Raw genomic sequence first — 23,913 nt, forward strand, 5'->3', positions numbered from 1 at the left:
AATTCGATGAGACTGAGCCTGAAACTTCTGGCGGCAGCGAGTGTGCTGGCCACCCTTTCCACACCAGCCGCCGCCCAGATGCGGGCGTTGAGCGATCCGGTGGAGGCGCATCCCGATCCGGAATCGCTGTTCACCAGCAGCGATCCCGAACTTCACCGCAACAAGCAGGCAACGCTGCACATCATGCGCGAATTGCTGCAATGCGACCAGTGGGGCCGCGCCGGCGAATGGCTGACGGATCGTTATATCCAGCACAACCCGCTCGCCGCTTCGGGGCTGGAAGGCGTGCAACGTTATTTCATCGAGATTGCGGGGCGCAAGCCGAAGGAAAATTGCGAAAAGCTGACCAATCCGATCGTCGCCGTTCAGGCGGAGGATGATTTCGTCACCGTGCTGACCAAGCGCGAAGTCCCCTATGCCGACGATCCGACGAAGAGCTACACCACGACCTGGTTCGATACCTGGCGCTTCGTTGACGGCAAGGCGGACGAACATTGGGATCCGGCCACGCTTCCCACCGGCACCCCGCCCCAGGCAATGGATGTGGACGCGGTGCTGCTGGAAGCGAAGGAAAGCGCCGCGATCGAGAAACTGATGTGGGACTATGTCCGCGCGGCCGATACGCTGAATGCCGATGAATATGTGACCGTGTTCACCGAAGACGGTTCCTTCCAGGCGACGAAGGGCCGCGACGCGCTGCACAAGATGATTTCCGACATGAAGGTCAGCATGGACAAGCGCCGCGCCGATGGCCAGCTATCCGGCGCGATGCATCATGTGATGTCCAACCAGCATATCGAATTCCTTTCCCCCACCCGGGCCCGGGTTCACTATTACTGGCAGACCGTGTTCGGCGGACCGGCCGGCAGCGAAACCCCGCCCAGGGTCGCCGCAGTAGGCAATGGCGTGGACGATGTGGTGAAGAAGGACGGCAAGTGGCTGATCATGAGCCGCAATGTCGCGCCGAGTGCGGAGCAGGAATAGGCGTCGATCTGCATGACCAAATAAAAAGGGGCGCCCCGCGGCGCCCCTTTTCATATCGATTGCCTGCCGGTTTCAGGAAACCGTGGCTTTCACGATCTTGCCCGGTTCCTGCGGCGGTTCGCCCTTGGGCAGCGCGTCGACATGTTCCATCCCGCTCTCGACCTGGCCCCAGACGGTGTACTGCCCATCCAGGAAATGCGCATCGTCGAAGCAGATGAAGAACTGGCTGTTCGCACTGTCGGGAACCTGGGTGCGCGCCATGGAGCAAGTGCCGCGCATATGCGGTTCGGCGTTGAATTCCGCCTTCAGGTCGGGCTTGTCGCTGCCGCCCATGCCGGTGCCGGTCGGATCGCCGCCCTGCGCCATGAAGCCGGGGATCACACGGTGGAAGACGACACCGTCATAGAAACCATCCTTGGCAAGTTCGGTAATACGTTCGACATGTCCGGGCGCCAGATCGGGACGCAGCTTGATCACGACATCGCCGCCCTTTCCGTTTCCGGTATCCAGCGTCAGTGTCAGCTTTTCGTCGGCCATCTAAGATCTCCTCTCGGGTTTCGCGGGCGATATAGGGAAGTGTGCGGCATTGTCACCCGTCGCTTGCTTTTGCGGCGCACAAGAATAGGACCGGGGGCATGGCCGAACACGACATCAGAGAGCTGGAAGAGGAGCTTCCCCGCGAGGAAGACGAACAGCTCGACGAGGAAAACCGGCTGAAACCGGAATTCGTCGATTCGGTAATCGAAGCCGTCGACGAAGGCGACGAATCCCGCGCTTACGAGCTGGTCGAACCGCTCCACCCGGCCGACATCGCCGATCTTCTGGAATTGTTGCAGCCGGAACGGCGCCACATGCTGGCGGCTGCGATCACCGATCTGATGACGGCCGAAGTCGTCTCCGAGCTGAATGATTATGTCCGCGACGACATGATCGAGGCGCTGCCACCCGAAGCGGTGGCGGAAATCGCCGAACAGCTGGATACGGACGATGCCGTCCAGCTGATCGAGGATCTCGACCCGGCCGAACAGCGCGCCATCCTGGCGGAGATGGAACCGGAAGACCGCGCGGCCATCGAAAACGCGCTGTCCTATCCGGAAGAAACCGCTGGCCGCCTGATGCAGCGCGAGCTGGTGGCCGTGCCGGAACACCTGACCGTCGGCGACCTGATCGATTATCTGCGCGACAATGACGATCTGCCGACGGAATTCTTTGAAGTCTTCATCGTCGATCATCGCCACCGCCCGGTGGGCAGTTGCCAGCTGTCCTGGATCCTGCGCTGCCCGCGCCATATCGCGCTGAGCGACGTGATGCTGCGCGACCAGACGCTGATCCCGGTCGATATGGACCAGGAAGAAGTCGCCCTTCGGTTCCAGAAATATGCGCTGATTTCCGCCGCCGTGGTGGATGAAGGCGGACGCCTGGTCGGCCAGCTGACCGTCGACGATATCGTACATATCATCCAGGAAGAAGCCGGCGAGGACGCCCTGCTGATGAGCGGCGCGGGCGAAGGCGACATCAACGAACCGATCCGCGATGCCTATTGGGCGCGCGTGCGCTGGCTGGTCGCCAATCTGGGCACCGCCCTGATCGCCAGCGTGATCATCGCCACATTCGATTCGGCCATCGCGCAATTGACCGCGCTGGCCATTCTGATGCCGATCGTGCCTTCTCTCGGCGGCAATGCGGGCACGCAGACAATGGCGGTGACTGTCCGCGCCATTGCCACCAACCAGCTGACCCGGTCCAATACGCGGCGCATGCTGGGCCGAGAATTCCGCGTCGCCCTGCTGAATGGCGCAACAGTGGCCGTGGTGATCGGTATCGGCGTGGCGGCCGTGTTCACGCCGATGCTGGGCCTCGTGATCGCCGCAGCCATGATCATCAATATTCTCACCGCCGGGCTGGCCGGGGTGGCGGTGCCCGTTCTGTTCGACCGGGTGGGGCAGGATCCCGCGGTGGCAAGCAGCGTCTTCGTGACGATGATCACCGATTCCATGGGCTTTTTCGCCTTTCTCGGCCTCGCCGTGGCGAGCGGCATGGTCGCCTGACCCCGCGCGCTGGAACAGTTGGAACGCTGTTCCAGCCACAAGCAATTGTCCCTCCACTCGCATCTCGCAAATGCGCTGCGGCATCCCTATCTCGGCATCATGCCGCTCAGCATGACCAAGATCGCCTATCGTTCGGGCAGTGTCGAAAATCTGCGCAAATGGGTCGAATCCGGGGACGAGGCGCATATGACCACGCGCTATCTGCCCAAACGCCATGAAGAGATGATTGGCGGTTCACTTTACTGGATCATCGAACATGCGCTGGTCGCGCGCAGCGAGATATTGGGTTTCCAGCAACGCGACGATGGCCGCTGGACCATCCGCCTGGCGCCCAAGCTCGTCCTCGTCCGGCCCAAGGCCAAGCGCGCCCACCAGGGCTGGCGCTATCTTGAAGAAAAGGATGCGCCCCCCGATCTGGCTGACGGGGAAATGAGCGGCGACGTGCTGCCGGGCAAGCTGGTCAGGGAACTGGGGAAGCTGGGGCTGGTATAGCGGCCTCGCGCTCCATCACGATGCGCCAGAGCGGCTGCGGGTCCAGCGGCACGCGGAACCTGTTGCGGGCAAGATCGGCCCATTCCTCGAAATGCTGGATCTCCCTTATTTCCTGCCCTTCCGGCGCGGAAATGGTCAGGATCCGGTCACGCATCGCCCAGTGCCGGTCCCCGTCGCGGATCTGCATGGTCATCCGCCCCACGAAATTGGATGCGGGATTGCTGCGCTGCCATTCGCATTTGGCGGAAAGCAATTCTTCATCCGCCTCCTCTGCCGTGAAATCGAACCAGAAAGGGGCCGCGCCGCACCCCTCCTCGGTAAAACGCCACATTCCATCCGCCGTCTTGCCAAGGGACACGCGAAAGGGGCTGTCTTCCCGTGCGCCTTCTTCCAGCGGCAGTGGCCCGGCCAGCTTTGATCCGAAACCGGCATCGACAAGCCAGTCCCGCCCTTCGCATTGGACGATCAGCGCCAGATGGCCACCCATTGCCGCGCTCGTCCCTTCTTCGCGCAATACACCGCAGGCGATCCGCCGCACGGCAAAGCCCGCCAGCGACAGGGCGGAGCCAAGCACGGCATTCTGTTCGTAACACCAGCCGCCCCTGCCCTGCCCGACGATCTTGGCCCAAGCCGCATCGGGCGAAGTGCCGAGCGGGAGGCTGCGCTGCACGTCGAGATTTTCAAACGGGACTGCCGCGATCTGCGCGCCGACCATTGCCTGCAAGCTTGGCAGGTCGGGGCGAATTGTATGGTCCAGCCCGATCCGCGCCAGATAATCGCCCAATTCCATCCCGCACCTCTTTCCCTGCCATATTGCCCCATGCCTATAGCAGAGGATGGCCGGATCGACGGCGATCAACTTTCGGTCAGCAATTGCTCCACCGCTCCCTGCGCAGGACGCTATCTGCACTGGAACATCTGCCTGCCCCGCTCCGTTGCATGGGAAAGAGAATGAGTGAGAGAGAGGAGACATACCATGCCCGAACGCCAGTCCCGCCATCCCGATAACGATCTGATCGACCGTATGCAGCAGGAGGCCCGGCCAGGTCAGCAAAGCCGATCCGGCGGGGAAGTGAATCGCCGCGTCGGCACCAGGGCAGAACTGAACCGCGCGACCGATCCGGAAGACACCGAACGCCCCACGGGACAGGACAATCCTGCTGAGGATGCGCAAAAGGGCCCCAAGACCCGTGCGGAAATACAGGATGAGCGCAATAACGCCTAGGCGTTGCGCACTTCCCCACCGGCCGCCATCACTGCCGCCTTGCGCAGCATATTGGCATATTCTTCCGGCTCGCGCGCTCCCTGCACCAGATAGCGGCCATTGATGACAAAGCTGGGCACGGAATTTATGCCCGCTTCCAGCCCGCGCTTTTCTTCCAGCCTGACAGCGATGGCCAGCGCTTCATCGTCAAGAGCCTGCGCCGCGCCGGCCGTATCGAAACCCTCTTCACCCGCAATGGCGAGGAGGGTTTCGCGTTGCCCGACCGGGCGCCGCTGCTGGAAATGGGCCCGCAACAGGGCCAGCTTCAGCCGGGTTTGTGCTGCCGGGCCCTGTTCCGCCAGTGCCCAGCGCAGCAGCTTGTGCGCTTCAAACGTATTCCAGGTCATGCCCGGTTCGCCTTCCGGCCCATCGAAGACCATGGGGAAACCGACACGTTCAGCCACTTGTTCGATCTGGCCGCGCATCCGCGCCACTTCATCCGGCGTGCGTTTATAGACATCGGCCAGATGCTGTGCCTGGCTCTTCCCCTCCTGCGGCATGTCAGGGGCGAGTTCAAACGGCATCCAGCGCGTTTCCACCTCCATCTCGCCATCCAGCAGGTCGATCGCCCTGGCGAACTGGGTGTAGCCGATGGCGCACCACGGGCACATGATGTCCGACCAGATATCGACGGAGATCCTTGGCTTTCCGGTCATATCGATTGCTCCAGCCACCAGCGCAGCATGTAATGCGCGATCGCCTGCCGGGGCGGAGGGAGGAAGCTGGCGCTTTCCTTGCCCCTTGCGATCGCTTCGGCAACGGCATCGCGCGTGAACCAGCGCGCATCCTCTATTTCCGTCTTGTCGATGGCAAGGGTCGGATCGTCCGTATGCCCGATACAGCCGATCATCAGCTGCGAAGGAAACGGCCAGGGCTGGCTGGCGATGTAGCGTATATCGCGCAGGCGCACGCCCGCTTCCTCGAAGGTTTCCCGCGCGACGGCTTCCTCGATCGTTTCGCCGGGTTCCACGAAACCCGCCAGCGCGGAATAGCTGCGCGGGGGAAAGCGCGACTGGCGGCCCAGCAGCAAACGCCCCTCATGCTGCACCAGCATGATCGCCACGGGATCAACACGCGGGAAATGCTGCGCCGAACAATTGCCGCAATTGCGTTGCCACCCGCCCTTGGCCGGATGGGTCCGTTCTCCGCAATTGGCGCAGAAACGGTGCCTTGCGTGCCAATCCAGCAGGCTGCGCGCGCCGCCATATATGGCCAGATCTCCCGCGCTCATCAGGGCAATGGCGTCCCAGCTCTTGCGATGGGCATAGGCCGGGCCGGCATCACCCGCCGGAGGCACTGCGGCAAAAGCGGCGCGGCCATTGCTGAGGCCGAGAAAGACCAGCTCCGCATCGGCCGGCGCTTCGGCAATGGGCGCCCATTGCAGCACGCCCTCCGCATCAATTTCCGGCGCCAGCCCGTCCAGCCTCAGCAACAGGGCATCGGTGCCGGACCGCAATTGCGCCAGCCTGTCCGGATCCGTGCGCAGATGGTCCGCCCGGTCGAGAGGCTGATTGCCGAATGCGATCTCCATCACCTGCGGCCCGCATCCCGCGCGGCCGCGGCAAGGAAATCTTCCTGAAGCGAATAGAATTGCGCGGGCATATATTGCGAATATTGCCCCTGCCGCAGACCGCTGCCCATATTCACGAAGCCAGTCGTCCCCGCCGCGCCGAACCAGCCGAAATTCGGCCCATTCGCGGTGCGCACCACGCGCCCGCCCGCGCCGAAGCCGTATGTTGCCGGGTAGATATCCCCCGGCAGCATCGTGTCCGGCAACAGGTCCGAAGTGCCGATGCGAACCGCCCTCTCGCTCATCACCCGGACGCCATCAATCGCCCCGTAACCGGCCAGCATCATCAGGAAACGGTCATAATCGCGCGGGGAGGAGACGAGACCCGCCCCGCCAAAGGGAAAGGCCGGCTGGTCGAGATAGATGGATGTGCCCGGCTGGTCGATCGGCAGAAGATTATCGCCCAGCAGGAAGTAATTGGCGGTAAGCCGGAACTTCTCTTCCGCAGGCACGCGGAACCAGGTGCTGGCCATGCCGCATGGCCCGAAGATCCGTTCCTGCAGGAAGGCGTCGAATGGCTGGCCGGACGCGATCTCTATCACCCGCCCCATCAAATCCAGCCCGACCGAATAGCTCCACCGCGTGCCCGGCTGATAGACCAGCGGCATTTCGGCGAGCCGGTCAGCGAAAGCGGCCAGGCTTCCCGCCGGGGCACCGCGCAGCAGGCCCGGAATTTCGATCCGGGATATTGCGCCGGGAACCAGCCCCTTTTCCGCATAGGCGGCGCCGATCGGCCCCTGCTGCACCATCGAACCATAGCCCAGGCCCGCCGTATGGGTCAGCAGATGGCGGATCGTGATCGGCCGAACCGCCCGTTCCAGATTATCCGGCGTGATCGCCCCGTCATAAATCTTCTGCACCTGCATATCGGCGAATTTCGGCAGCAGATCCGCCAGCGGCTGATCCAGCGAAAGGCGGCCTTCATCCACCAGGATCATCGCCGCCATGCCGGTGATCGGCTTGGTCATGGAATAGATGCGATAAAGCGAATCCGGATCGGCCATCCGCTCTGCCAGAAAACTGTCGCGCCCCTTCGCGATGAAATCGGCTTCCCGCTGCCCCCAGCCCAGCGCACAGACCATGTTCGCGACCTTGCGCTGGCGCACATAATCGGAAACCAGCGCCTCCACGCCCGGCCAGCTATCCGCCGGAGACGCGGCCAGCGCCCGTCCGGCGAAGGGAATGTTCAGCATGGCCGCGCCGGTGCCCACAGCGCCTGCCCCGCGCATGAAGGACCGGCGGGAAAATTCCGCGGAAATGGATGACAGAGACAAGGCGACCGCTCCCAGGATTATTTCGCGGCGGAACGTAGCAAGCGTAAACCGCCAAGAAAACTTGCAATGACCCGGTGTCTTATTAATATAAGACACATGCTCAATCTCGTTTCCATCCTAGTCGGTATCGTCGCCCTGCTGCTGGCGATCCCTTCCACCATTCCCCTGCTCGGCTGGGGCAACTGGTTTGTCCTGCCCATCGCGGTGATCGGTATCGGCATTGGCGCCCTGTCCAGCAGCAATGGCGGGCGCAATTTCTGCCTGATCGTGTTCGCGATCGCCGTGGTGCGGCTGATGCTGGGTGGCGGGATTATCTGACCGCCATCCGGGGCGGCTTCATTGCCGCCTCAGCCCCGTTCCCGCGCGCGAGACGCCGCTTTCGCGAACAGGGTCGGCAGGCCTGCATCCTCCAGCTTCCCGATTTCGTGCCAGATACCTTCCGGCAGAGGCCCACTGGCCTGCCCGGCAAGCGCCATAACTGAAAGTTCCAGCGTGAAATGGGTAAAGCCATGCTGCACGCTGCCGAGATTCTTCCATTCCCCCGGCATCGGCGGATCGCCTGATCCATCGCGCCGCGCGCTCCAGCCATCATCGGGCAGGGCCCGCATTCCGCCCAGCATCCCCTTGCCCGGCCGTGTGACCAGCAAGACCTTGCCATCACGCTCGATCCACCAGGCGGCGCCGCGCCGATGCGGCTTGGGCTTCCTGGGCGGTTTGACGGGCAGTTCCGCCTGGCGCCCCGTTTCCCGTGCCCGGCAGAGATCCGCCAGTGGGCAGAGCAGGCATTTGGGATCGCGCGCCGTGCAGATCGTCGCGCCCAGATCCATCATTGCCTGCGCGAAATCCCCGGCGCGCCGTTCCGGCGTGATCGTTTCAGCAGCGGCGCGGATCGCCTTGCGGGCAGCGGGCAAAGGATCGTCGATCGCGAACAGGCGAGCCACCACCCGTTCCACATTCGCATCCACCACTACTGCGCGCTGGCCAAAGGCGATGGCCGCCACTGCGGCGGCGGTATAGGCGCCCAGCCCCGGCAATTCGCGCAGTTCCCGTTCGCTTCGGGGGAAGCCGCCGCGTTCGGCCACTGCCCGCGCGCAGGCCACCAGATTGCGGGCGCGGGAATAATATCCCAGCCCCGCCCATTCGCCCATGATCTCTTCTTCCGGCGCAGCGGCGAGCGCTTCCACATCAGGCCATTTGTCGATGAATTTGCGGAAATAGGGTGCAACGGCGGCAGTCGTGGTCTGTTGCAGCATCACTTCGGACAGCCAAACGCGATACGGATCGGCACTGCCCCCACCGGGCGGCACGCGCCAGGGCAGATCCCGCGCATGGCTATCATACCAGGCGAGCAAAAGCGGCGAGACCCTATCCTGCATTCGGCCGCTATGGCATGGGGATGCCCAGTATGGAACGCAACGAGCCAAAAAGCGGGCGGACAAAAGGCGCCGGGGCCCGGAAGGGGCGGCAGCCAAAGGCATATGAACGCCCGCGCGGCGGCCCGGCAAAGCCTGTGGCAGAGCTGGTTCCGCAGATCGGCCGCGCCGCATTCCGCCGCTTCGGTTTCGTCCAGTCCAGCGTCGTCACCCGCTGGCCCGAAATCGTGGGCGAAAGACATGCCAGGGTCTGTTCACCGGAATCGATCCGCTTTCCGCCCGGCGAAAAGAGCGAAGGCATTTTGCAGCTTGTCGTGCTTCCCGCCCATGCGCCGCTGATCCAGCATGTGATCCCGGAAATCATCGAACGCGTGAACCGCTTCTTCGGCTACAAGGCCGTGGCGCGGGTGAAGATGCGTCAAGGTCCGGTTCAGCCGGGCCGTGCAGAAACAAAGCCGAAGGCGCCCCCTTCGCTCAAGCCGATACCCATGGAACTGGGCGACAGTTTGCGCGATATCGGCGATCCGGAATTACGGACCGTGCTCGAATCGTTGGCTCGAAGCATCGGCGCGAAGGAAGAGGGGCAGGAATGATCTTCAGGCGGATGGCCATGGCGGCCATGCTTGTTGCCGGTGCATTGTTCGCCGGCGGCGCGACGGGTTCCAACTGGGTGAACACCGTCACCGTTACGGATGGCGGCCATCTGATCGGCAATCCCGATGCGAAGGTGAAGCTGACCGAATATATCAGCTATACCTGCCATGTATGCGCCGATTTCGCCCGCGAAGGGGAAGATCCGCTGAAGCTCGCTTATGTCGAACCGGGCAAGGCCAGCCTGGAAATCCGCCATCTGATCCGCGATCCGGTGGACCTGACGGCGGCCATGCTGGCCAATTGCGGCGCGCCGGGCAAATTCCCGCTCAACCATTCCGCCTTCATGCGCGCCCAGCCCGAATTCATGGCCGTGGCCCAGGAGGCGAATGATGCGCAAATGGCGCGCTGGCGCAATACGGACCGTCCGGCCGCACGCCGGGCAATTGCCAGCGATCTTGGCTTTTATGAAATCATGGAACGGCGCGGCTATTCCCGGTCGGAAGCGGATCGCTGCCTGAATGATGAAGCAAAGGCGAAGAAAATGGCCGACATTGCCGCGCGTGACTGGAAGCTGCCCGGTATCCAGGGAACCCCGGCCTTCGCCATTGACGGCAATATCCTTGCCGGCACGCATAGCTGGCGTATGCTTGCCCCGCAGATCGCGGCCCGTTTCTGAGCATTTGCGCTGTGGGTGAAGCTGTGGAAACAGGATCCCCACGCTTCAACTGCAAACACCCATCGTATAGCCTTCCCCTTCTTATGCCACGGATAGACATGACCCAATCGACATCCCGCCGCCTGCTGATCGCCTCGCTTGCCCTGCCGCTGTCATTGGCGCTTGCCGCCTGCGGCGATACCGCGGAAGAAACCGCCGCATCGCCCACGGGTGAACCGATCGCGGCGATCGAAGCGCCGGAGGGGCAGAGCTGGATCGAAATGAATGCGGAAACGCCGGAAGGCGGCTTCCGTCAGGGTAATCCCGACGCGCCGATCAAGCTGGTGGAATATGCCAGCCACACTTGCAGCCACTGCGCCGATTTTTCGGCCGACAGTGCAGCAGCCATGGAAGAACTGATCAGCACGGGCGTGGTCAGTTACGAGATCCGCAACCAGATCCATGATGCGCTGGACCTGACGATTGCCCAGCTGGTCCGCTGCAGCGGGCCGGATGCCTTCCATCCGCTGGCCAGCCAGGCCTGGGCCGCCCTGGGTGATTTCGCCAATGCGGCGCAGCAAAACCAGGCGCAATTGCAGGCGGCCATGCAATCCCAGGGCGATGATCGCTTCGTGAACATCGCCGCGGCAACCGGGATGCTCGATTTCTTTGCCGCCCGCGGTGTCAGCCGCGATCAGGCGCGCCAGTGCCTGAACCAGCCTGACGAAGCGCGCGAAATCCTCACCCGTTCGGAAGAACAGTCGGAAGAACTGGACGTGACGGGCACGCCCACCTTCTTCATCAATGGCAGCCGGATCGAAGGCACTTCGTGGGAAGTGGTCGAAGCCGCCTTGCAGCAGGCCGGCGCCAGGTAATCCGCATATGAAGCAGCGGCCGCGATGCTGATAAGGAAGCTCAAACTCTCGGGCTTCAAGAGCTTCGTCGAACCGGCCGAACTGCGCATCGACCCCGGCCTGACCGGGGTCGTCGGGCCGAATGGCTGCGGCAAGTCCAACCTGCTGGAGGCAATCCGCTGGGTGATGGGCGAAAATTCGCCCAAATCCCTGCGCTCCGGCGGGATGGAAGACGTGATCTTCGCCGGCACCGCCCGGCGCCCGCAACGCGATTTCGCCGAAGTTGTGCTCCACGCCACCGATGGCGAAGGGGAAGAACTGGAAGTCACCCGCCGGATCGAACGCGGGGCCGGCAGCGCCTATCGTGTGAACGGGCGGGATGTCCGGGCCAAGGACGTGACACTGGTCTTTGCCGATGCCGCCACGGGCGCGCACAGCCCGGCACTGGTCAGCCAGGGCAAGATCGCACAGGTCATCGCGGCCAAGCCTGCCGAACGGCGGATGATGCTGGAAGAAGCGGCAGGCATTGCTGGCCTGCATGTACGCCGCCGCGATGCCGAAAACAAATTGCGCCAGACCGAAGCCAATCTGGCGCGGCTGGAAGATCTGATGGCCGGGCTGGACAGCCAGATGAATTCGCTGCGGCGGCAGGCGCGGCAGGCCGAACGCTACAAGGCGTTGAGCGAGAAGATACTTCTGGCGGAAGCGCGCCTGCTCTATGCCCGCTGGCGCGATGCCGCAGCAGCGGCGGAGGCCGCGCGGGCCCAGGCAAAACAGGCCGAAGCACATGTCGCCGCGATGCAGGCGGCGACCACGCAGGCGCAGAAAACGCAGGCGGAACTGGCGCAGAATCTGGCCCGGGCGCGGGATGAACTGGCCGACCGACGGGACGATAGCAGCGCCCATGGGCACCGCATGGCCGCATTGTCCAGCCAGTTGGAGGCGGCGGAACAGCGCCTGGCCGATCTCGACCGGCAGAAAGCCCGGCTGGAGGAAGATCGCGGCGAAGCGGACCGGATGACCCGCGACGCGGCGGAGGCACTTTCGCGGCTGGAGCAGGAACTCAATGCCGGCCGCAAGGCGCTGGAAACGGATGAAGCGCGCCGACCGGAAATCGCCGCCCGGACAGAAGATGCCGAAAGGGCGGCACGAACAGCCGAACTCGCCCTGGCCAGGGCCACCGCCGATCACGCCGGAGTGGAAGCGGAATGGCGCGTAGCCGAAGCCGAAGTGGCCCAGGCCCGTAGCCGGATCGAAAGGCTGGACCAGGAAGCCCGGCGCCAGGACGATCTGCGCCGCTCTCTCGGCGAACAAGGCGATCCCGATGAGGCGGTGGCCGAGGCCCAGTCAGCGGTGGAGGAGGCATCGAGGAAGCTTGCCGAATTGCGCGAAGCGATCGAGGCAAAGCGCGCCCGCAAGGACGAACTCGGCGCAGAGCGCGACGAAGCATCAAGCGCTCTTTCTTCCGCAAAGGCGGAACTGGCGGGCATCGAACGTGAATGGCAGGCGCTGAAGCGCGACCGCGAAGCGCGCGCCAGGCAGGCTTCGGGCAAGCACGGCCTGCCCCCGGCAATCGACAGGCTTTCTGCCGCGCCCGGCTATGAACGTGCCCTGGCGGCGGTTCTCGGCCGAGATGCCAAGGCACCTCTGGGCCTGCCCGATGCCGAGGCCGAGGGGCGATTCTGGACCGGCTCCGCTGTGCCGGCCAGGGTTGCAGACAGCCTGGCCGACCATGTCACCGCCTGCCCTCCCCAGCTCGCCGCGCGTCTCGCGCTGGTCCATGTGGTGCCAGCAGATGACGGGCGTGAACTGAAACCGGGCGAATGGCTGGTCACGACCGGCGGCCATTTGCGCCGCTGGGACGGTTTCATCGCCCGCGGCGAAGGCGCAGCCGAAGCGGCAAGGCTGGAGGCGGAAAACCGCTTCAAAGAATTGGAGAAGCAGCTCCCGCCCTTGCGCGAAGCGGCGGAACGGGCCGAAAAACGCCAGCAGGAATTGCAGGAAATGCTCGCGGCCTTGCAGCGGGATCTCATTTCCGGGGACCGCGAGATTGCGCAGGCTTCCGATGCGGAACGCGGCGCCCTGCGCGCGCTGGACCAGGCGGAGGCCGCGCGTGAACGACTGGCCGCGAGGCTGGCGGAACTGGATGAATCCGCCGCCGATCTGGCCGAACAGCGCGCCGCCGCGCAAAAGGATCTGGAAGCCGCCGAAGCAAGGCGAGCCGTGCTGCCCGACCCGGAAACCGGCCGGGCCACCCTTGCCGCCGCGCAGGCGAGGAACGAAGCAGCCCGCACCGCCATGCAGGCCGCGGCCGCCGCCCTCGCTTCGCACGATCAGGCGCTCGCCGTCGCGCGGGAACGGGTCGGAACCCAGCAGGCCGATATCAAGGGCTGGCAAGCCCGTGCGGGCGACGCTGCAAGGCGGTTATCCGGAATGGAGCAGCGTTTCGAGGAAATCGCCGAGGAACGCGTGGTCATCGCGGCCAAGCCCGAAGGGTTGATGCGCGAGATCGAAGGCGGCGAAGCCGTGCGCGAAAGGCTTGCCGCAGAACTCGCCAAGGCGGAAGCAGATGTTGCCCGGATCGCGGAGGAAGCGCGCCAGGCCGATGCCGCGCTTGCCCAGGCGAACGAGAAACTGGCCACGGCTCGCGAAGAACGGGCCGGCGCAGCAGCACGGGCCGAGAACGAGGAATCGCGGCGCGAGGAAATGGCGCGTATTTCAGGCGAGCGTTTCCAGTGCCCGCCGCCCATCCTGGCCAGCCGGTTCGATTTCGAACCGCAGGACATCGCCGCCCATGCCGAAGAATCCGCGATTCTGGACAAGCTTTCCAGCGACCGGGAACGGATCGGCCCGGTCAATCTCGTCGCGGCCGAGGAACTGGCGAAGATCGAGGAAGAGCATGGCAGCAGCGCCGCTGAACAGGCGGAACTGGCCGAAGCCGTCAACCGCCTGCGCGGTTCGATCGGCAGCCTCAATCGCGAGGGGCGTGAAAGGCTGCGCGCCGCGTTCAATGAAGTGAACGAACATTTCCAGCGGCTGTTCACCCGCCTGTTCGAAGGCGGACAGGCGCATCTGGCGCTGATCGATTCCGACGATCCGCTGGAAGCCGGGCTGGAAATCTTCGCCCAGCCTCCGGGAAAGAAGCTGCAATCGCTGACGTTGCTGTCGGGCGGCGAACAGGCATTGACGGCAGTTGCGCTGATCTTCGCCCTGTTCCTGACCAATCCGGCACCGATCTGCGTGCTGGACGAAGTGGATGCGCCGCTGGACGATGCCAATATCGATCGGTTCTGCGACCTGCTGGACCAGATGGTGAATGAAACGCAGACCCGTTACCTGATCGTCACCCATAATGCCGTGACGATGAGCCGGATGCATCGCCTGTTCGGCGTGACCATGGTTGAAAGGGGCGTCTCCCGCCTGGTCAGCGTCGATCTGGGCGGTGCGGAAGAATTGCTGGCCGCAGAATAATTGCACAGGCGGATCGCGGCATGTGCCGCAATCAACGCCGGAAATGCATGATCGGCGGCCGGTTCAATCCAGCACGGCACGCGGCCCCGGCCCCTTGGCGCCCAGGCGGTCATCCTTATTGTAAAGCTGGCATTTCTGCAGGCTCAGGCAACCGCAGCCAATGCACTGGTCCAACTGGTTGCGGGTCCGGGTGAGCAGATTGATACGTTCGTCAATCGCGCTGCGCATGCCGCGGCTGATCACCTGCCAGTCAGTCAGCGTCGGCGCCCGGCCCTGCGGCAATGTGGCGAGTTGTTCCTCGATCTCTGAAAGCGCAAGGCCGAGCTTCTGGGCAATCAGGATGAAGCTGACGCGGCGAATATCCGATCGCATGAAACGGCGCTGATTGCCGCTGGTTCGCAGCGCGGTCAGCAAGCCCTTCTCCTCGTAGAACCGGATCGCTGAGACGGCGACGCCCGTGCGCTCCGCCAATTGCCCAATCGTGATGAAGCGGTGTTCGGTCATCTGGTCCCAGCCCCTTTTTCCCCAGACTTGCCCCCAAAGGCTTGACCTCAACTTAGCTTGAGGTCGCAGAAGGGGCAACAGCGCGATTCGGAAACGTGTCAGCCCGGCACAAGGCCATCCGGCCAATGAGCGCGCCAAAGAGACAGGATTGCAGGAGAATGAATATGCACCATGGACGAATCGAACATGTAAACCTCACCGTTACCGATCCGGATCGGTCGGCCGCCTTTTTCTCAGCCCTGTTTGGCTGGCACGAGCGCTGGCGCGGCGAGGCCATGAATGGCGGCGAAACGATCCATATGGGCGAGGAATATTCCTATCTCGCGCTCTACACGGACCGGGGCAACCATGCCGGGCAAGAGAAAGGCCGCCCGCTCAACCATGTCGGCCTGCTGGTGGACGATCTGGAAGAGGCGGAACGCATCGTGATTGCCCATGGGCTGGAACCGTTCGGGCATGACGATTACGATCCAGGCCGCCGGTTCTATTTCTTGGACTGGGATGGGATCGAGTTCGAGATCGTCAATTACGGCTGAGCCGCTAGATCTGGTCAGCGCGCGCCGTGAGATCGCAAAGCGTCAGATCGCGGTCGTAGAAGCCCAGTTCCGTGCGCCTTGTCTGCCATTCGCGCATATGGCCGGTCTGGAAATGGGCCGCCAAAGCTTCCCGGTCATCCCACATTTCCATGACCCGAAACAGACCCGGTTCTGCCACGTCCTCTGCATAGGAGTAGGCGTGGCAGCCCGGTTCGGCCCGTGATGCCTCGATCACCCGCCGCATCGGCTCCCTCGCCGCCTCGACCATATCCACCGGAAACGGAAATGGCCGATGACCGCGATCATCAGAAGCTCTCTTCGTAAACCCGCGAGATGTCCCCGCCCCATTCGCCGTGATATTTGTCCAGCAGACGCTGTGCGGGCACTTTTCCGCTCTCGACGATTTCCTGCAGCGGGGCGATGAAGCCTGCCTCGCTCGCGCCGCTGCCGTCATATTCGGCGCGGGCATTCAGGCCGCCGCGGGCTATTTCCAGCACGTCACGCGCCAGATCGCGCAAAGTCCCGCCACCGGGTACGGAGGCGTCGAGCGCTTCCTTGGGCACCGCATTGCGCAGTGCCTCCCGCTCTTCCATCGTCCAGTTCTTCACGAGGTTCCACGCCGCATCCAGCGCAGCATCGTCATACAGCAAGCCGACCCACAAAGCCGGCAGCGCGCAGATGCGGCCCCAGGGCCCGCCATCGGCGCCGCGCATTTCGAGGAAGCTCTTCAGCCGCACTTCGGGGAAGGCGGTGGACAGATGATCCCACCAGTCGCTGGCGGTGGGCAGTTCACCCGGAAGCGCCGGCAGTTTTCCTTCCAGGAAATCGCGGAAGCTCTGGCCCGCAGCATCGATATATTTGCCTTCCCGCACCACAAAATACATCGGCACATCAAGCATATATTCGACATAGCGTTCATAGCCGAAGCCTTCATCGAAGACGAAGGGCAACATGCCGGTGCGATGCGGATCGGTGTCCGACCAGATATGGCTGCGATAGGAAAGGAAGCCGTTGGGCTTGCCCTCCGTGAAAGGCGAATTGGCGAACAGGGCGGTGGCCAGCGGCTGTAATGCCAGGCCGGTGCGGAACTTCTTCGCCATGTCCGCTTCGGATGAATAATCGAGATTCACCTGGATCGTGCAGGTGCGCAGCATCATGTCGAGGCCGAGCGTGCCAACACGCGGCATGTGCCGCATCATGATCTCGTACCGGCCCTTGGGCATGACCGGCAGTTCTTCGCGCGTCTTGTCCGGCCACATGCCCAGACCGAGGAAACCGACGCCGCATTTTTCGCCAATCGCCTTCACCTGTTGCAGGTGGCGCCCGGTTTCGTTGCAGGTCTGGTGGAGATTTTGCAGCGGCGCGCCGGACAGTTCCAACTGGCCTGCCGGTTCGAGGCTGACGGTGCCGTCATCCCCGCTCATGGCGATGACCTTGCCGTTTTCCTCTATCGGTTTCCAACCGAATTCCTGCAATTGCAGCAGGATATCGCGGATACCTCCGGCTTCGTCATAAGACGGGGCGCGCTTGTCATCCCGCTTATAAACCAGCTTTTCATGTTCGGTGCCGATGCGCCACGCACTGCGTGGCTTCTCGCCCGCCTGCATCGGCGCGACGAGCTGCTCGAACCGCTCGATAGGCGGTTCCTCTCCCGCTGACGCATTGCGCGTGCTCATGCGCAGCCCGTTAGGGAAGTCCGCGCCGCTGCGCCAGAGCAATTTGCATTTATCCGCTTCTATGCGCGCTTGTGCCAGTCTCCGGCCACTGCCATCCAAATTGCACCGGCGGCAATTGCGGCCGTTTCGCCGCGCAGAATTCGCGGACCGAGCGAGATCGGCCGCGCCTGGCCCAGCGCCCGCACGGCTTCGCGTTCGGCATCGTCGAAACCGCCTTCCGGGCCGATCAGCAGCGCGGCAGGGCCGGAATGCGCGGCAAATGCCTCGGCCGCAGGCTCTCCCCCCAGTTCGTCAGCAAAGAACAGCGCCCGGTCTTCCGGCCAGTCGCGCAGGAGAGCCTCCAGCTTTGTCACCCCCGCCAGTTCGGGCAAGGCAGTGCGCGCGCATTGTTCGGCGGCTTCGGTCACGATCATGCCAGCCCGGTCCGGGTTGAGCTTGTCCGCGACGCAGCGCCTGGTCAGCACGGGAACGATGCGCCGCACGCCCAGTTCGGTTGCCTTTTCCAGCACCAGATCGAAGCGGTCCTTCTTCAGCAGTGCCGGGCACAGCCAGAAATCGGGCACTTGTTCGCGCGGGCGCAGGCGCTCCACCGCCTGCAATTCGACGCTTCGCTTGCTGGAGGAGAGAACTTTCGCCGCCCATTCGCCTGTGTCGTCATCGCAGAGAATCACGGCATCGCCTTCCCCCACGCGCATCACCTTGGTCAGGTAATGCGCCTGGTTGCCCGCCACATGGACGGGCATATCAGCGGCAAGCGGGCCAGTGACGAACAGGCGCGGTGCGCTTCGCGGCGGCCAGGCGGGGGCGGCAGGCATGGCTGGCCACTATCCTTCCGGGAGGCTAGGAGGCAAGCCCAGGAGTCAGGCCCAGGAGCCAGAGATGGCGGATACGATCACCCCCGACAGCGAACATCGCGGCCTTGTGGCGCGGCTGCCGCAGAAGATGCGGGATTATGCCATGCTGGCCCGTTTCGATCGCCCGATCGGCTGGTGGCTGCTGTTCTGGCCTTGCGCATGGGGCGTTTGGCTGACCGGCGCCGGATTGCAATTGCAATTGCTGGCCTGGCTGCTTCTGGGCAGCATCGCCATGCGCGGCGCGGGCTGTGTCTATAACGATATTGTCGATGCCGATCTGGACCGGCAGGTTGCCCGCACGGCCAGCCGCCCTGTCGCCAGTGGCCGGGTTTCCCGCAAGGCGGCCTGGGTCTGGCTGCTCGTGCTATGCGCCATCGGTCTGATCGTGCTGCTGCAATTACGGTGGGAGGCGCAGCTTGTGGCGCTGGGCAGCCTGCTGCTCGTCGCCGCTTATCCTTTCATGAAACGCATCACCGGCTTTCCGCAGGCATGGCTGGGGCTGGTATTCACCTGGGGCGCGCCGGTGGGCTGGGTCGCCCTCCGGTCGGACAGGCTGGACGTGCTGGCCGCGCTCTATGCCGGTTCGATCTTCTGGTGCATCGGATATGATACGATCTATGCCCTGCAGGACCGGGAAGATGATGCGCTGGTCGGCATCGGATCCAGCGCGCTGACACTGGGCAACCGGGTGCAGGAAGGCGTCATCGCCTTTTATTGCCTCGCCCTGACTTTCTGGGGCCTTGCCCTGTGGCTGTTCCGGCAGGACTGGATCGCCCTTCTGGCATTGCTCCCCGCGGCGGCCCACCTGATGTGGCAGGCCTTTACGGTGAATGGCGAGGATGCGGACAACCCGCTGGCGCGTTTCCGTTCCAACCGTTTTGCCGGTTTGCTGGTGGCGCTGGCCTGCCTGGTGGTCGGCAACGCCTGACGATTATTCGGCCGGCTGCGCACGTCCTGGCTGGCCCGGCCGCACGGCCGCCAGCAGGCGTGCCAGCGGCGCGGTGATGAGCCCGTGCGCCTGCATCCATGCATGATATTGCCCATAGCGCGCATCCTCTGCCAGAAGATGCGCTTCTTCCGTCCTGGCACGCCAGAAATAGACCGCGCTGACACAGCCGAGAAACACCGTGTTGCGAATCGCATCCACGGCAGAGGCGCTGGTGACGAGGAATGGCAGAACCGACAGCCACCAGAACAGGTTCTTGGACAGATAGGCCGGGTGCCGCGTGAAGCGATAGGGCCCGTTGGTGATGATGCCGCGATAGGTAAGATTGGAAAAGCGGATGCCGAAAGCCACTGTCGCCCAGGCGTAGATCGCGGTCAGGAATACCAGCATCGCGGCCCATCCCCACAGCAGGATTGGCTGCCCGGCAAACCAGTATCCCCAGCCCGCCGTATTATATTCGTACTGGATCATCCCGCCATTACCCATGAAGGCATAGACAAAGGGCGGGTAACAGATCAGCGCCGCCAGCCAGCCGGCGATAAAGGGATTGCCGCTGCGTATATGAGCATCCAGCGGGCGCAGGGTCAGCAGATAGCCGACCGTCCCGATCTGCACGTCCACCACGAAAAGCAGTTCGAACAAATGGGTGCCCAGCGCCACCGGGTTGGACAGGATCGCGCCGTAATCGGCTTCGACCACATGGGCAAAACCCGGCGGAAGGATGGAGATCATGAAGGCGCCGAAGAAGCCCTTGATGATCCAGGCCCGCCAGTGCTTCTTCACCTGTTCCGGATCCCAGGCTTCCCGGCCCAGCAACAGGGCCCCGAAATGCCAGCTATGATCGCGCGGATCGACCATCCGCCGGTCCAGCCAGAATATATAGGGAATGGAGAGCAGGAAGATCGGTATCGCCGCCCAGCCGATTATGCGCATGGCGAAGAGATACTGCCCGTCCCAATACCAGCGGCCCAGGCAATAGAACGCCCCGATCAGCAGCCATGTGGCCCACAGGCCGGCCAGCTTCGTCAGGGAAATCCGCCGGATCTGAGAAAGGGGACGCACATTGTCCCAATCGATACCCGTGGAGGGGCGGCGATGGACCTTTTCAACCAATACGGACCAGGCCGCCATGGCGATGCCCACCAGAACCATGGACAGCAACGCCGCATGGGGGCCGGACATGACTTCACGCGGCGCGTTCAGGCCGAACAGATCGACGATTCCCGGCCAGAACCGGCAGAAGGCAATCCAGGCCAGCAGCACCAGCAGCCCGACAAATCCGACATGCCAGGAGACATCGCTCTCCGGCCGGCGCAGGGGCATGGTTCTAGAATGCGCGTTCATCACGCGCGGCTTACGTCCTAAGGGTTAAGGGGCCGGTAATGGCCCCGCCCCCGTTCCAGCCTCAGCGCCAGGCGGTTATCTTCCCGCCATCGTCCAGTATGTAGAGCGTGCCATTGGCGACGATCGGCGCGAGAGAGACATCGTCACCCAGTTTCGTGAAGGGCGTTTCCGTCCCCGTCTGCAGATCGACGGAACTCACCACGCCTTCGGAACTGGCGATCCACAATTTGTTGCCCGCCAGCACGGGGCCCACCCAGAAGATCGGCTTTTCGCGCTTGTCCGGATTGCCCCAGCGTTCAAGCTGGGTGACCCAGCGCACGCGGCCCGTTTCGCGGGCAATCGCCAGCAGGCGCGCATCGCTGGTCAGGGTGAAGATCCATTCACCGGCCACGGCAGGGGTGGAAATGCCCGCCAGGGTCAGTTCCCACAGGCGCTGCCCCGTCACCAGTTCATAGGCGGCCATGCGTCCGCCCTGGCCCAGCGCATAGACACGGCCCTGGTCGATGATCGGATCGGCATCCACATCGGTCAGCGTGCCAACCTGGGTGGAAATGGAAGTGCGGGCCAGCGCGTCGGACCACAATGTGCGGCCATTTTCATAGCGATAGGCAACCACTTCGCCCTGCGAATAGCCGGCGATGACCGTGCCCTGCCCGGCCGCGGGGGCGGCCACGCCGAACACGCCGGACTGGCCGGTGGCGGCGGCTTCCTGCCACAATTGCGAACCGTCATTCATGTTCAGCGCATGGATCTGGTTATCCTGCGTCATCACGTAAACGGCATTGAAGGCCACGGTTGGCGCGCCGCGCAGCGGGCCTGCCGGGCGGGTCTTCCAGATCTGTTCGCCGGTTTCGGCATTGATGGCCACCACGTCGCCCGCGCCATTGGTGGCATAGACGCGGCCATCATTGAAGCTGACGCCGCCGCCAAATGCGACGTCGCGCATATTGCCATCAACCTCGATCCGGTGCGTCCACAGGCGCGATCCATTCTCTGCATTGAAGGCGTGAACCTGGCCATCCGTATCGACCGCGAACAGCTTGCCATTGCCGACCACTGGCGAGGCGGCGAGGCGGCGCTTCTTGTTCGAGCCGGGGATCGAAGCGGTCCATGCGCGCACCGGCTGTTCCGCCAGTTCGACATGGCCAATCGCATTGGAGGCAGTGCCGCCCGCCTGCGCCCAGTCTTCATTCCGCCGGGCGGTGGGAACCACGACCGACACGCCTTCAAGCGCCGGATCGGCCTTCACTTCGGTGGCGATGCGCGACAGGATCGGCGTGCGGTTGCCGACCGTCGGCGTAGAGGGCTTGTCCTTGCCGCCACCCAGCGCACCGCAGGCGGAAAGGCCGGCGAACAGGGCGCCGGCCATCAGGGCCCGGCCTATCGAACGGATGGAACTTGCCGTCTGCATCGTGTGATTTCCCTCAATCCCGATCTTACTGGGCCGCGGCGCCGGGGCCGGCCTCTTGCTGGATTTCGGCCAAAGCCGCGTCCACATCCTCGATCGCGTCATAGCCGAGCAGGCCGGCCAGTTGGCGCGCACGCGATTTCAGCGTTTCGGGGACAGTGTCACTCTTGGCGATCTCCGCGAAAAGCGGGCCGGCGAGATCGGGCTTGTCCTGATCAAGATAGGCCATGCCGACCAGTTCGCCCGCGCTGCCGAACCACGGATTGCCGGGCACGGCCAGCGGCTTCAGCCGGTCGATAATTTCCTGCGGTTTCAGATTGTCGTAATTGGCAGCAACCGACCGGACAGCGGCAAGATCGCGATAGGGTTCAGGCGCATCGCCGTCCGCCGCCACTTCATCATACAGCCTGATCGCTTCCTGCGCCTTGCCATCCTGCAACGCGATACCGGCGCGCACCAGCTTGGCGGGAACCGCAACGCCGGATGCACCTTCGCCGATCAGCGCGGCCAATTCCTGATCGGCCTGTGAAGCGCGCCCGGCATCCAGTTCGTCCAGTGCGGTGACCAGCTCTTCCGATTTGCCTTCCAGCACGCCTTCCTGCCGGTCCGTCCAGAAAAGCCAGCCACCGAAAGCAGCGAGCCCGAGAACCAGGGCGACGCCAACGGGAATGCCCCATTTCTTGACTGTCTGGCCGACTTTGTCCTGACGGACAGCCTCGTCGACCTCGCGCATCAGCATGTCCTTTTCGGCCTGCTGGCGTGCGGCAAGCTTTTCGGCGCGTTTTTTCTCTTCTTCGGGTGTCAGGGCCACGGTTGCGCTTTTCCGGAAAATGCTTCTGGGTCGGGTTAAAGTCTCGGCCCGCGCTGTTAGGCGGATGAGCGGTCCAATTCAATTGTGGATTGGTGCCTGTCCCCCGACGGGTGAATGCCGGATGAAGGCGCTAATTGCGGCCCATCAAACCCCAATAGAGCGCACGATACCGTTCCACCATGCGCGCCTCGTCATATTCGGCGCTGGCGCGGGCACGGTTCGCGGCGCCCACTTTCTTGCGCAGGGCAGCGTCACCGGCCAGCTCCTGCAACGCCCGGGCCAACCCCTCTTCATCCTCCGCAGCGGCCAGATAGGGGCCATTCTCGCTGGCCAGCATGGACCCGACATCGCCCACGCGCGGCGCGGCAACCGGCAGGCCGGCGGCCATCGCCTCCACCACGGAAATCGGGAATTGTTCGGAATGGGATGACAGGGCAAAAATATCGAACAGGCCGACCAGCTTCTCCGGCTGATCCACGTGACCGGGAAGATGCAGCCGGTCCTCGATCCCGCACCGTTCGGCCTCGGCCATGATCGCATCCCGCTCCGGCCCTTCCCCGGCGATGACAAGCTGCCATTCCTCCGGCAATTTGCTGACCGCGCGGACCAGTGCGGTGAGGTTCTTCACCTTGCGCAATCCGGCCAGGGTGCCGACCCATTTTTCCCCGCGATGCTTGACCAGCCGCGGCAGGGCATCCCGCTTCGGCCTGGCAAGATAGGCGGCAGTGTCGATACCGTTGGGGATCAGGCGCACACGGCTGCGCGGCTGCTGCCACACTTCCAGCGCGATCCGTTCAAGATTGCGCGATGGCACGACCAGCGCCGCCGTCCGGCCCAGCGCGATCCGGCGATAGAGATTGCGGCTCGTCTTCAGCCGGTTCTTCTCATCCTCGTTGAAGCCATCCTCGTGATGAACCAGCGGCGCCAGCTTGTAGACATCGGCGAACAATGTCTGCGCCATCACCGCATCCAGCGCGCCCCAATTATAGGTGCAGATCAGGTCATAGCCGCTCATCGCTTCGGCAATCTTGCGCAGGCGCCCCGGCCATGGCTTGCCCTTCAGCGAAGGGAAGACCGGCCATTTGACCCGTGCCCCCTTTCCAAGACGGGAGGCCGCGCCGCGCCGCTGCGGATCGGCCGAAACGATTGCATGTTCCGCAGCATCGCCAAATGCGTTGATCAACTGCACGCAGCGCAATTCCTTCCCCCGGCATCGAAGGAGGAATGGAGATGCAGGATGCGCGGCCTTCCCTGC

General features: G+C 63.7%; 25 protein-coding genes. 11 read left to right on the forward strand and 14 right to left on the reverse strand.

Annotated elements, in window-relative coordinates; genetic code table 11:
* Positions 1 to 6 precede the first annotated feature (6 nt).
* A complete protein-coding gene (locus WYH_RS16485) occupies positions 7 to 984 on the forward strand; it encodes a nuclear transport factor 2 family protein (protein ID WP_156320081.1) in 978 nt (325 codons plus the stop codon).
* Between the two features lie 72 nt (positions 985 to 1,056).
* On the opposite strand, the gene WYH_RS06065 is transcribed toward WYH_RS16485, so the two are convergent.
* Entirely contained in the window at positions 1,057 to 1,521 is a 465-nt protein-coding gene (locus WYH_RS06065; protein WP_046903129.1) for a peptidylprolyl isomerase, read from the reverse strand.
* Positions 1,522 to 1,619: 98 nt separating this feature from the next.
* On the opposite strand from WYH_RS06065, the gene mgtE reads away from it, so the two are divergent.
* Together mgtE and WYH_RS06075 are read left to right on the forward strand one after the other, a co-directional pair.
* Positions 1,620 to 3,032, forward strand: coding sequence for a magnesium transporter (gene mgtE / locus WYH_RS06070; protein WP_046903130.1), 1,413 nt, complete (start codon positions 1,620 to 1,622; stop codon positions 3,030 to 3,032).
* Positions 3,033 to 3,131: 99 nt separating this feature from the next.
* Positions 3,132 to 3,524, forward strand: coding sequence for a DUF1489 family protein (locus tag WYH_RS06075; RefSeq protein ID WP_046904867.1), 393 nt, complete (start codon positions 3,132 to 3,134; stop codon positions 3,522 to 3,524).
* On the opposite strand, the gene WYH_RS06080 is transcribed toward WYH_RS06075, so the two are convergent.
* A complete protein-coding gene (locus tag WYH_RS06080; protein WP_053833429.1) occupies positions 3,493 to 4,314 on the reverse strand; it encodes an arylamine N-acetyltransferase family protein in 822 nt (273 codons plus the stop codon). The genes WYH_RS06075 and WYH_RS06080 overlap by 32 nt on opposite strands.
* Positions 4,315 to 4,500: 186 nt before the next feature.
* Here WYH_RS06080 and WYH_RS06085 point away from each other — a divergent pair, with 186 nt between their 5' ends.
* Entirely contained in the window at positions 4,501 to 4,749 is a 249-nt protein-coding gene (locus tag WYH_RS06085) for a hypothetical protein (RefSeq protein WP_046903131.1), read from the forward strand.
* On the opposite strand, the gene WYH_RS06090 is transcribed toward WYH_RS06085, so the two are convergent.
* From WYH_RS06090 to WYH_RS06100, 3 genes are read right to left on the reverse strand one after another with little or no spacing between them, the layout of a single operon-like run.
* Entirely contained in the window at positions 4,746 to 5,444 is a 699-nt protein-coding gene (locus WYH_RS06090) for a DsbA family oxidoreductase (protein WP_046903132.1), read from the reverse strand. The two genes, WYH_RS06085 and WYH_RS06090, sit on opposite strands and share 4 nt — an antisense overlap.
* Entirely contained in the window at positions 5,441 to 6,319 is an 879-nt protein-coding gene (nudC, locus tag WYH_RS06095) for an NAD(+) diphosphatase (protein ID WP_046904869.1), read from the reverse strand. The genes WYH_RS06090 and nudC overlap by 4 nt, the downstream gene beginning before the upstream one ends.
* Positions 6,319 to 7,632, reverse strand: coding sequence for a serine hydrolase domain-containing protein (locus WYH_RS06100; RefSeq protein WP_235979018.1), 1,314 nt, complete (start codon positions 7,630 to 7,632; stop codon positions 6,319 to 6,321). Before WYH_RS06100 ends, nudC begins: the two co-directional genes overlap by 1 nt.
* A 96-nt stretch (positions 7,633 to 7,728) precedes the next feature.
* Here WYH_RS06100 and WYH_RS06105 point away from each other — a divergent pair, with 96 nt between their 5' ends.
* A complete protein-coding gene (locus WYH_RS06105) occupies positions 7,729 to 7,950 on the forward strand; it encodes a hypothetical protein (protein ID WP_046903134.1) in 222 nt (73 codons plus the stop codon).
* Positions 7,951 to 7,979: 29 nt separating this feature from the next.
* Here WYH_RS06105 and WYH_RS06110 read toward each other — a convergent pair whose 3' ends face one another.
* On the reverse strand, positions 7,980 to 9,008 hold the full coding sequence (locus WYH_RS06110) for an A/G-specific adenine glycosylase (RefSeq protein ID WP_046903135.1): 1,029 nt from the start codon (positions 9,006 to 9,008) through the stop codon (positions 7,980 to 7,982).
* 29 nt (positions 9,009 to 9,037) lie between these two features.
* On the opposite strand from WYH_RS06110, the gene WYH_RS06115 reads away from it, so the two are divergent.
* From WYH_RS06115 to smc, 4 genes are all read left to right on the forward strand, one after another.
* A complete protein-coding gene (locus tag WYH_RS06115; RefSeq protein ID WP_046903136.1) occupies positions 9,038 to 9,598 on the forward strand; it encodes a DUF721 domain-containing protein in 561 nt (186 codons plus the stop codon).
* Positions 9,595 to 10,275 carry a thioredoxin domain-containing protein gene (locus WYH_RS06120; protein WP_053833430.1) on the forward strand — a complete coding sequence of 227 codons (681 nt, stop codon included), beginning with the start codon at positions 9,595 to 9,597 and terminating at the stop codon, positions 10,273 to 10,275. Before WYH_RS06115 ends, WYH_RS06120 begins: the two co-directional genes overlap by 4 nt.
* 98 nt (positions 10,276 to 10,373) lie before the next feature.
* Positions 10,374 to 11,129 (forward strand): DsbA family protein, encoded by a 756-nt coding sequence (locus WYH_RS06125; protein WP_046903137.1) that lies wholly within the window; start codon positions 10,374 to 10,376, stop codon positions 11,127 to 11,129.
* Positions 11,130 to 11,153: 24 nt separating this feature from the next.
* Complete coding sequence (smc, locus tag WYH_RS06130) at positions 11,154 to 14,579, forward strand: chromosome segregation protein SMC (RefSeq protein ID WP_046903138.1); 3,426 nt, start codon at positions 11,154 to 11,156, stop codon at positions 14,577 to 14,579.
* Between the two features lie 63 nt (positions 14,580 to 14,642).
* Here smc and soxR read toward each other — a convergent pair whose 3' ends face one another.
* Positions 14,643 to 15,083 carry a redox-sensitive transcriptional activator SoxR gene (gene soxR / locus WYH_RS06135; RefSeq protein ID WP_046903139.1) on the reverse strand — a complete coding sequence of 147 codons (441 nt, stop codon included), beginning with the start codon at positions 15,081 to 15,083 and terminating at the stop codon, positions 14,643 to 14,645.
* A gap of 164 nt (positions 15,084 to 15,247) precedes the next feature.
* Between soxR and WYH_RS06140 the strand changes: the two genes are divergently transcribed.
* A complete protein-coding gene (locus tag WYH_RS06140) occupies positions 15,248 to 15,619 on the forward strand; it encodes a VOC family protein (protein WP_046904871.1) in 372 nt (123 codons plus the stop codon).
* A 4-nt stretch (positions 15,620 to 15,623) separates the two neighbouring features.
* Here the strand turns inward: WYH_RS06140 and WYH_RS06145 are convergent, their stop codons facing one another.
* The 3 genes from WYH_RS06145 to WYH_RS06155 form a co-directional block, all read right to left on the reverse strand.
* Positions 15,624 to 15,863 (reverse strand): putative quinol monooxygenase, encoded by a 240-nt coding sequence (locus tag WYH_RS06145; RefSeq protein WP_244877973.1) that lies wholly within the window; start codon positions 15,861 to 15,863, stop codon positions 15,624 to 15,626.
* Positions 15,864 to 15,924: 61 nt separating this feature from the next.
* On the reverse strand, positions 15,925 to 17,295 hold the full coding sequence (locus tag WYH_RS06150; RefSeq protein WP_046903141.1) for a glutamate--cysteine ligase: 1,371 nt from the start codon (positions 17,293 to 17,295) through the stop codon (positions 15,925 to 15,927).
* A 59-nt stretch (positions 17,296 to 17,354) separates the two neighbouring features.
* Complete coding sequence (locus WYH_RS06155) at positions 17,355 to 18,110, reverse strand: 16S rRNA (uracil(1498)-N(3))-methyltransferase (protein ID WP_046903142.1); 756 nt, start codon at positions 18,108 to 18,110, stop codon at positions 17,355 to 17,357.
* A 64-nt stretch (positions 18,111 to 18,174) separates the two neighbouring features.
* Between WYH_RS06155 and ubiA the strand changes: the two genes are divergently transcribed.
* Positions 18,175 to 19,077 carry a 4-hydroxybenzoate octaprenyltransferase gene (ubiA, locus tag WYH_RS06160; protein ID WP_046903143.1) on the forward strand — a complete coding sequence of 301 codons (903 nt, stop codon included), beginning with the start codon at positions 18,175 to 18,177 and terminating at the stop codon, positions 19,075 to 19,077.
* 3 nt (positions 19,078 to 19,080) lie between these two features.
* Here the strand turns inward: ubiA and WYH_RS06165 are convergent, their stop codons facing one another.
* The 4 genes from WYH_RS06165 to WYH_RS06180 all read right to left on the reverse strand — a co-directional run bounded on the left by WYH_RS06165 (position 19,081) and on the right by WYH_RS06180 (position 23,847).
* Positions 19,081 to 20,439, reverse strand: coding sequence for a methyltransferase family protein (locus tag WYH_RS06165; protein ID WP_046904872.1), 1,359 nt, complete (start codon positions 20,437 to 20,439; stop codon positions 19,081 to 19,083).
* Positions 20,440 to 20,500: 61 nt separating this feature from the next.
* Entirely contained in the window at positions 20,501 to 21,850 is a 1,350-nt protein-coding gene (locus tag WYH_RS06170; RefSeq protein WP_046903144.1) for an outer membrane protein assembly factor BamB family protein, read from the reverse strand.
* 25 nt (positions 21,851 to 21,875) lie between these two features.
* Positions 21,876 to 22,658, reverse strand: a complete 783-nt coding sequence (locus WYH_RS06175; protein ID WP_046903145.1) for a tetratricopeptide repeat protein — start codon at positions 22,656 to 22,658, stop codon at positions 21,876 to 21,878.
* A 130-nt stretch (positions 22,659 to 22,788) separates the two neighbouring features.
* On the reverse strand, positions 22,789 to 23,847 hold the full coding sequence (locus WYH_RS06180; protein WP_342341750.1) for a glycosyltransferase family 4 protein: 1,059 nt from the start codon (positions 23,845 to 23,847) through the stop codon (positions 22,789 to 22,791).
* Positions 23,848 to 23,913 lie beyond the last annotated feature (66 nt).

This window comes from Croceibacterium atlanticum, from assembly GCF_001008165.2.
Taxonomy (GTDB): domain Bacteria; phylum Pseudomonadota; class Alphaproteobacteria; order Sphingomonadales; family Sphingomonadaceae; genus Croceibacterium_C; species Croceibacterium_C atlanticum.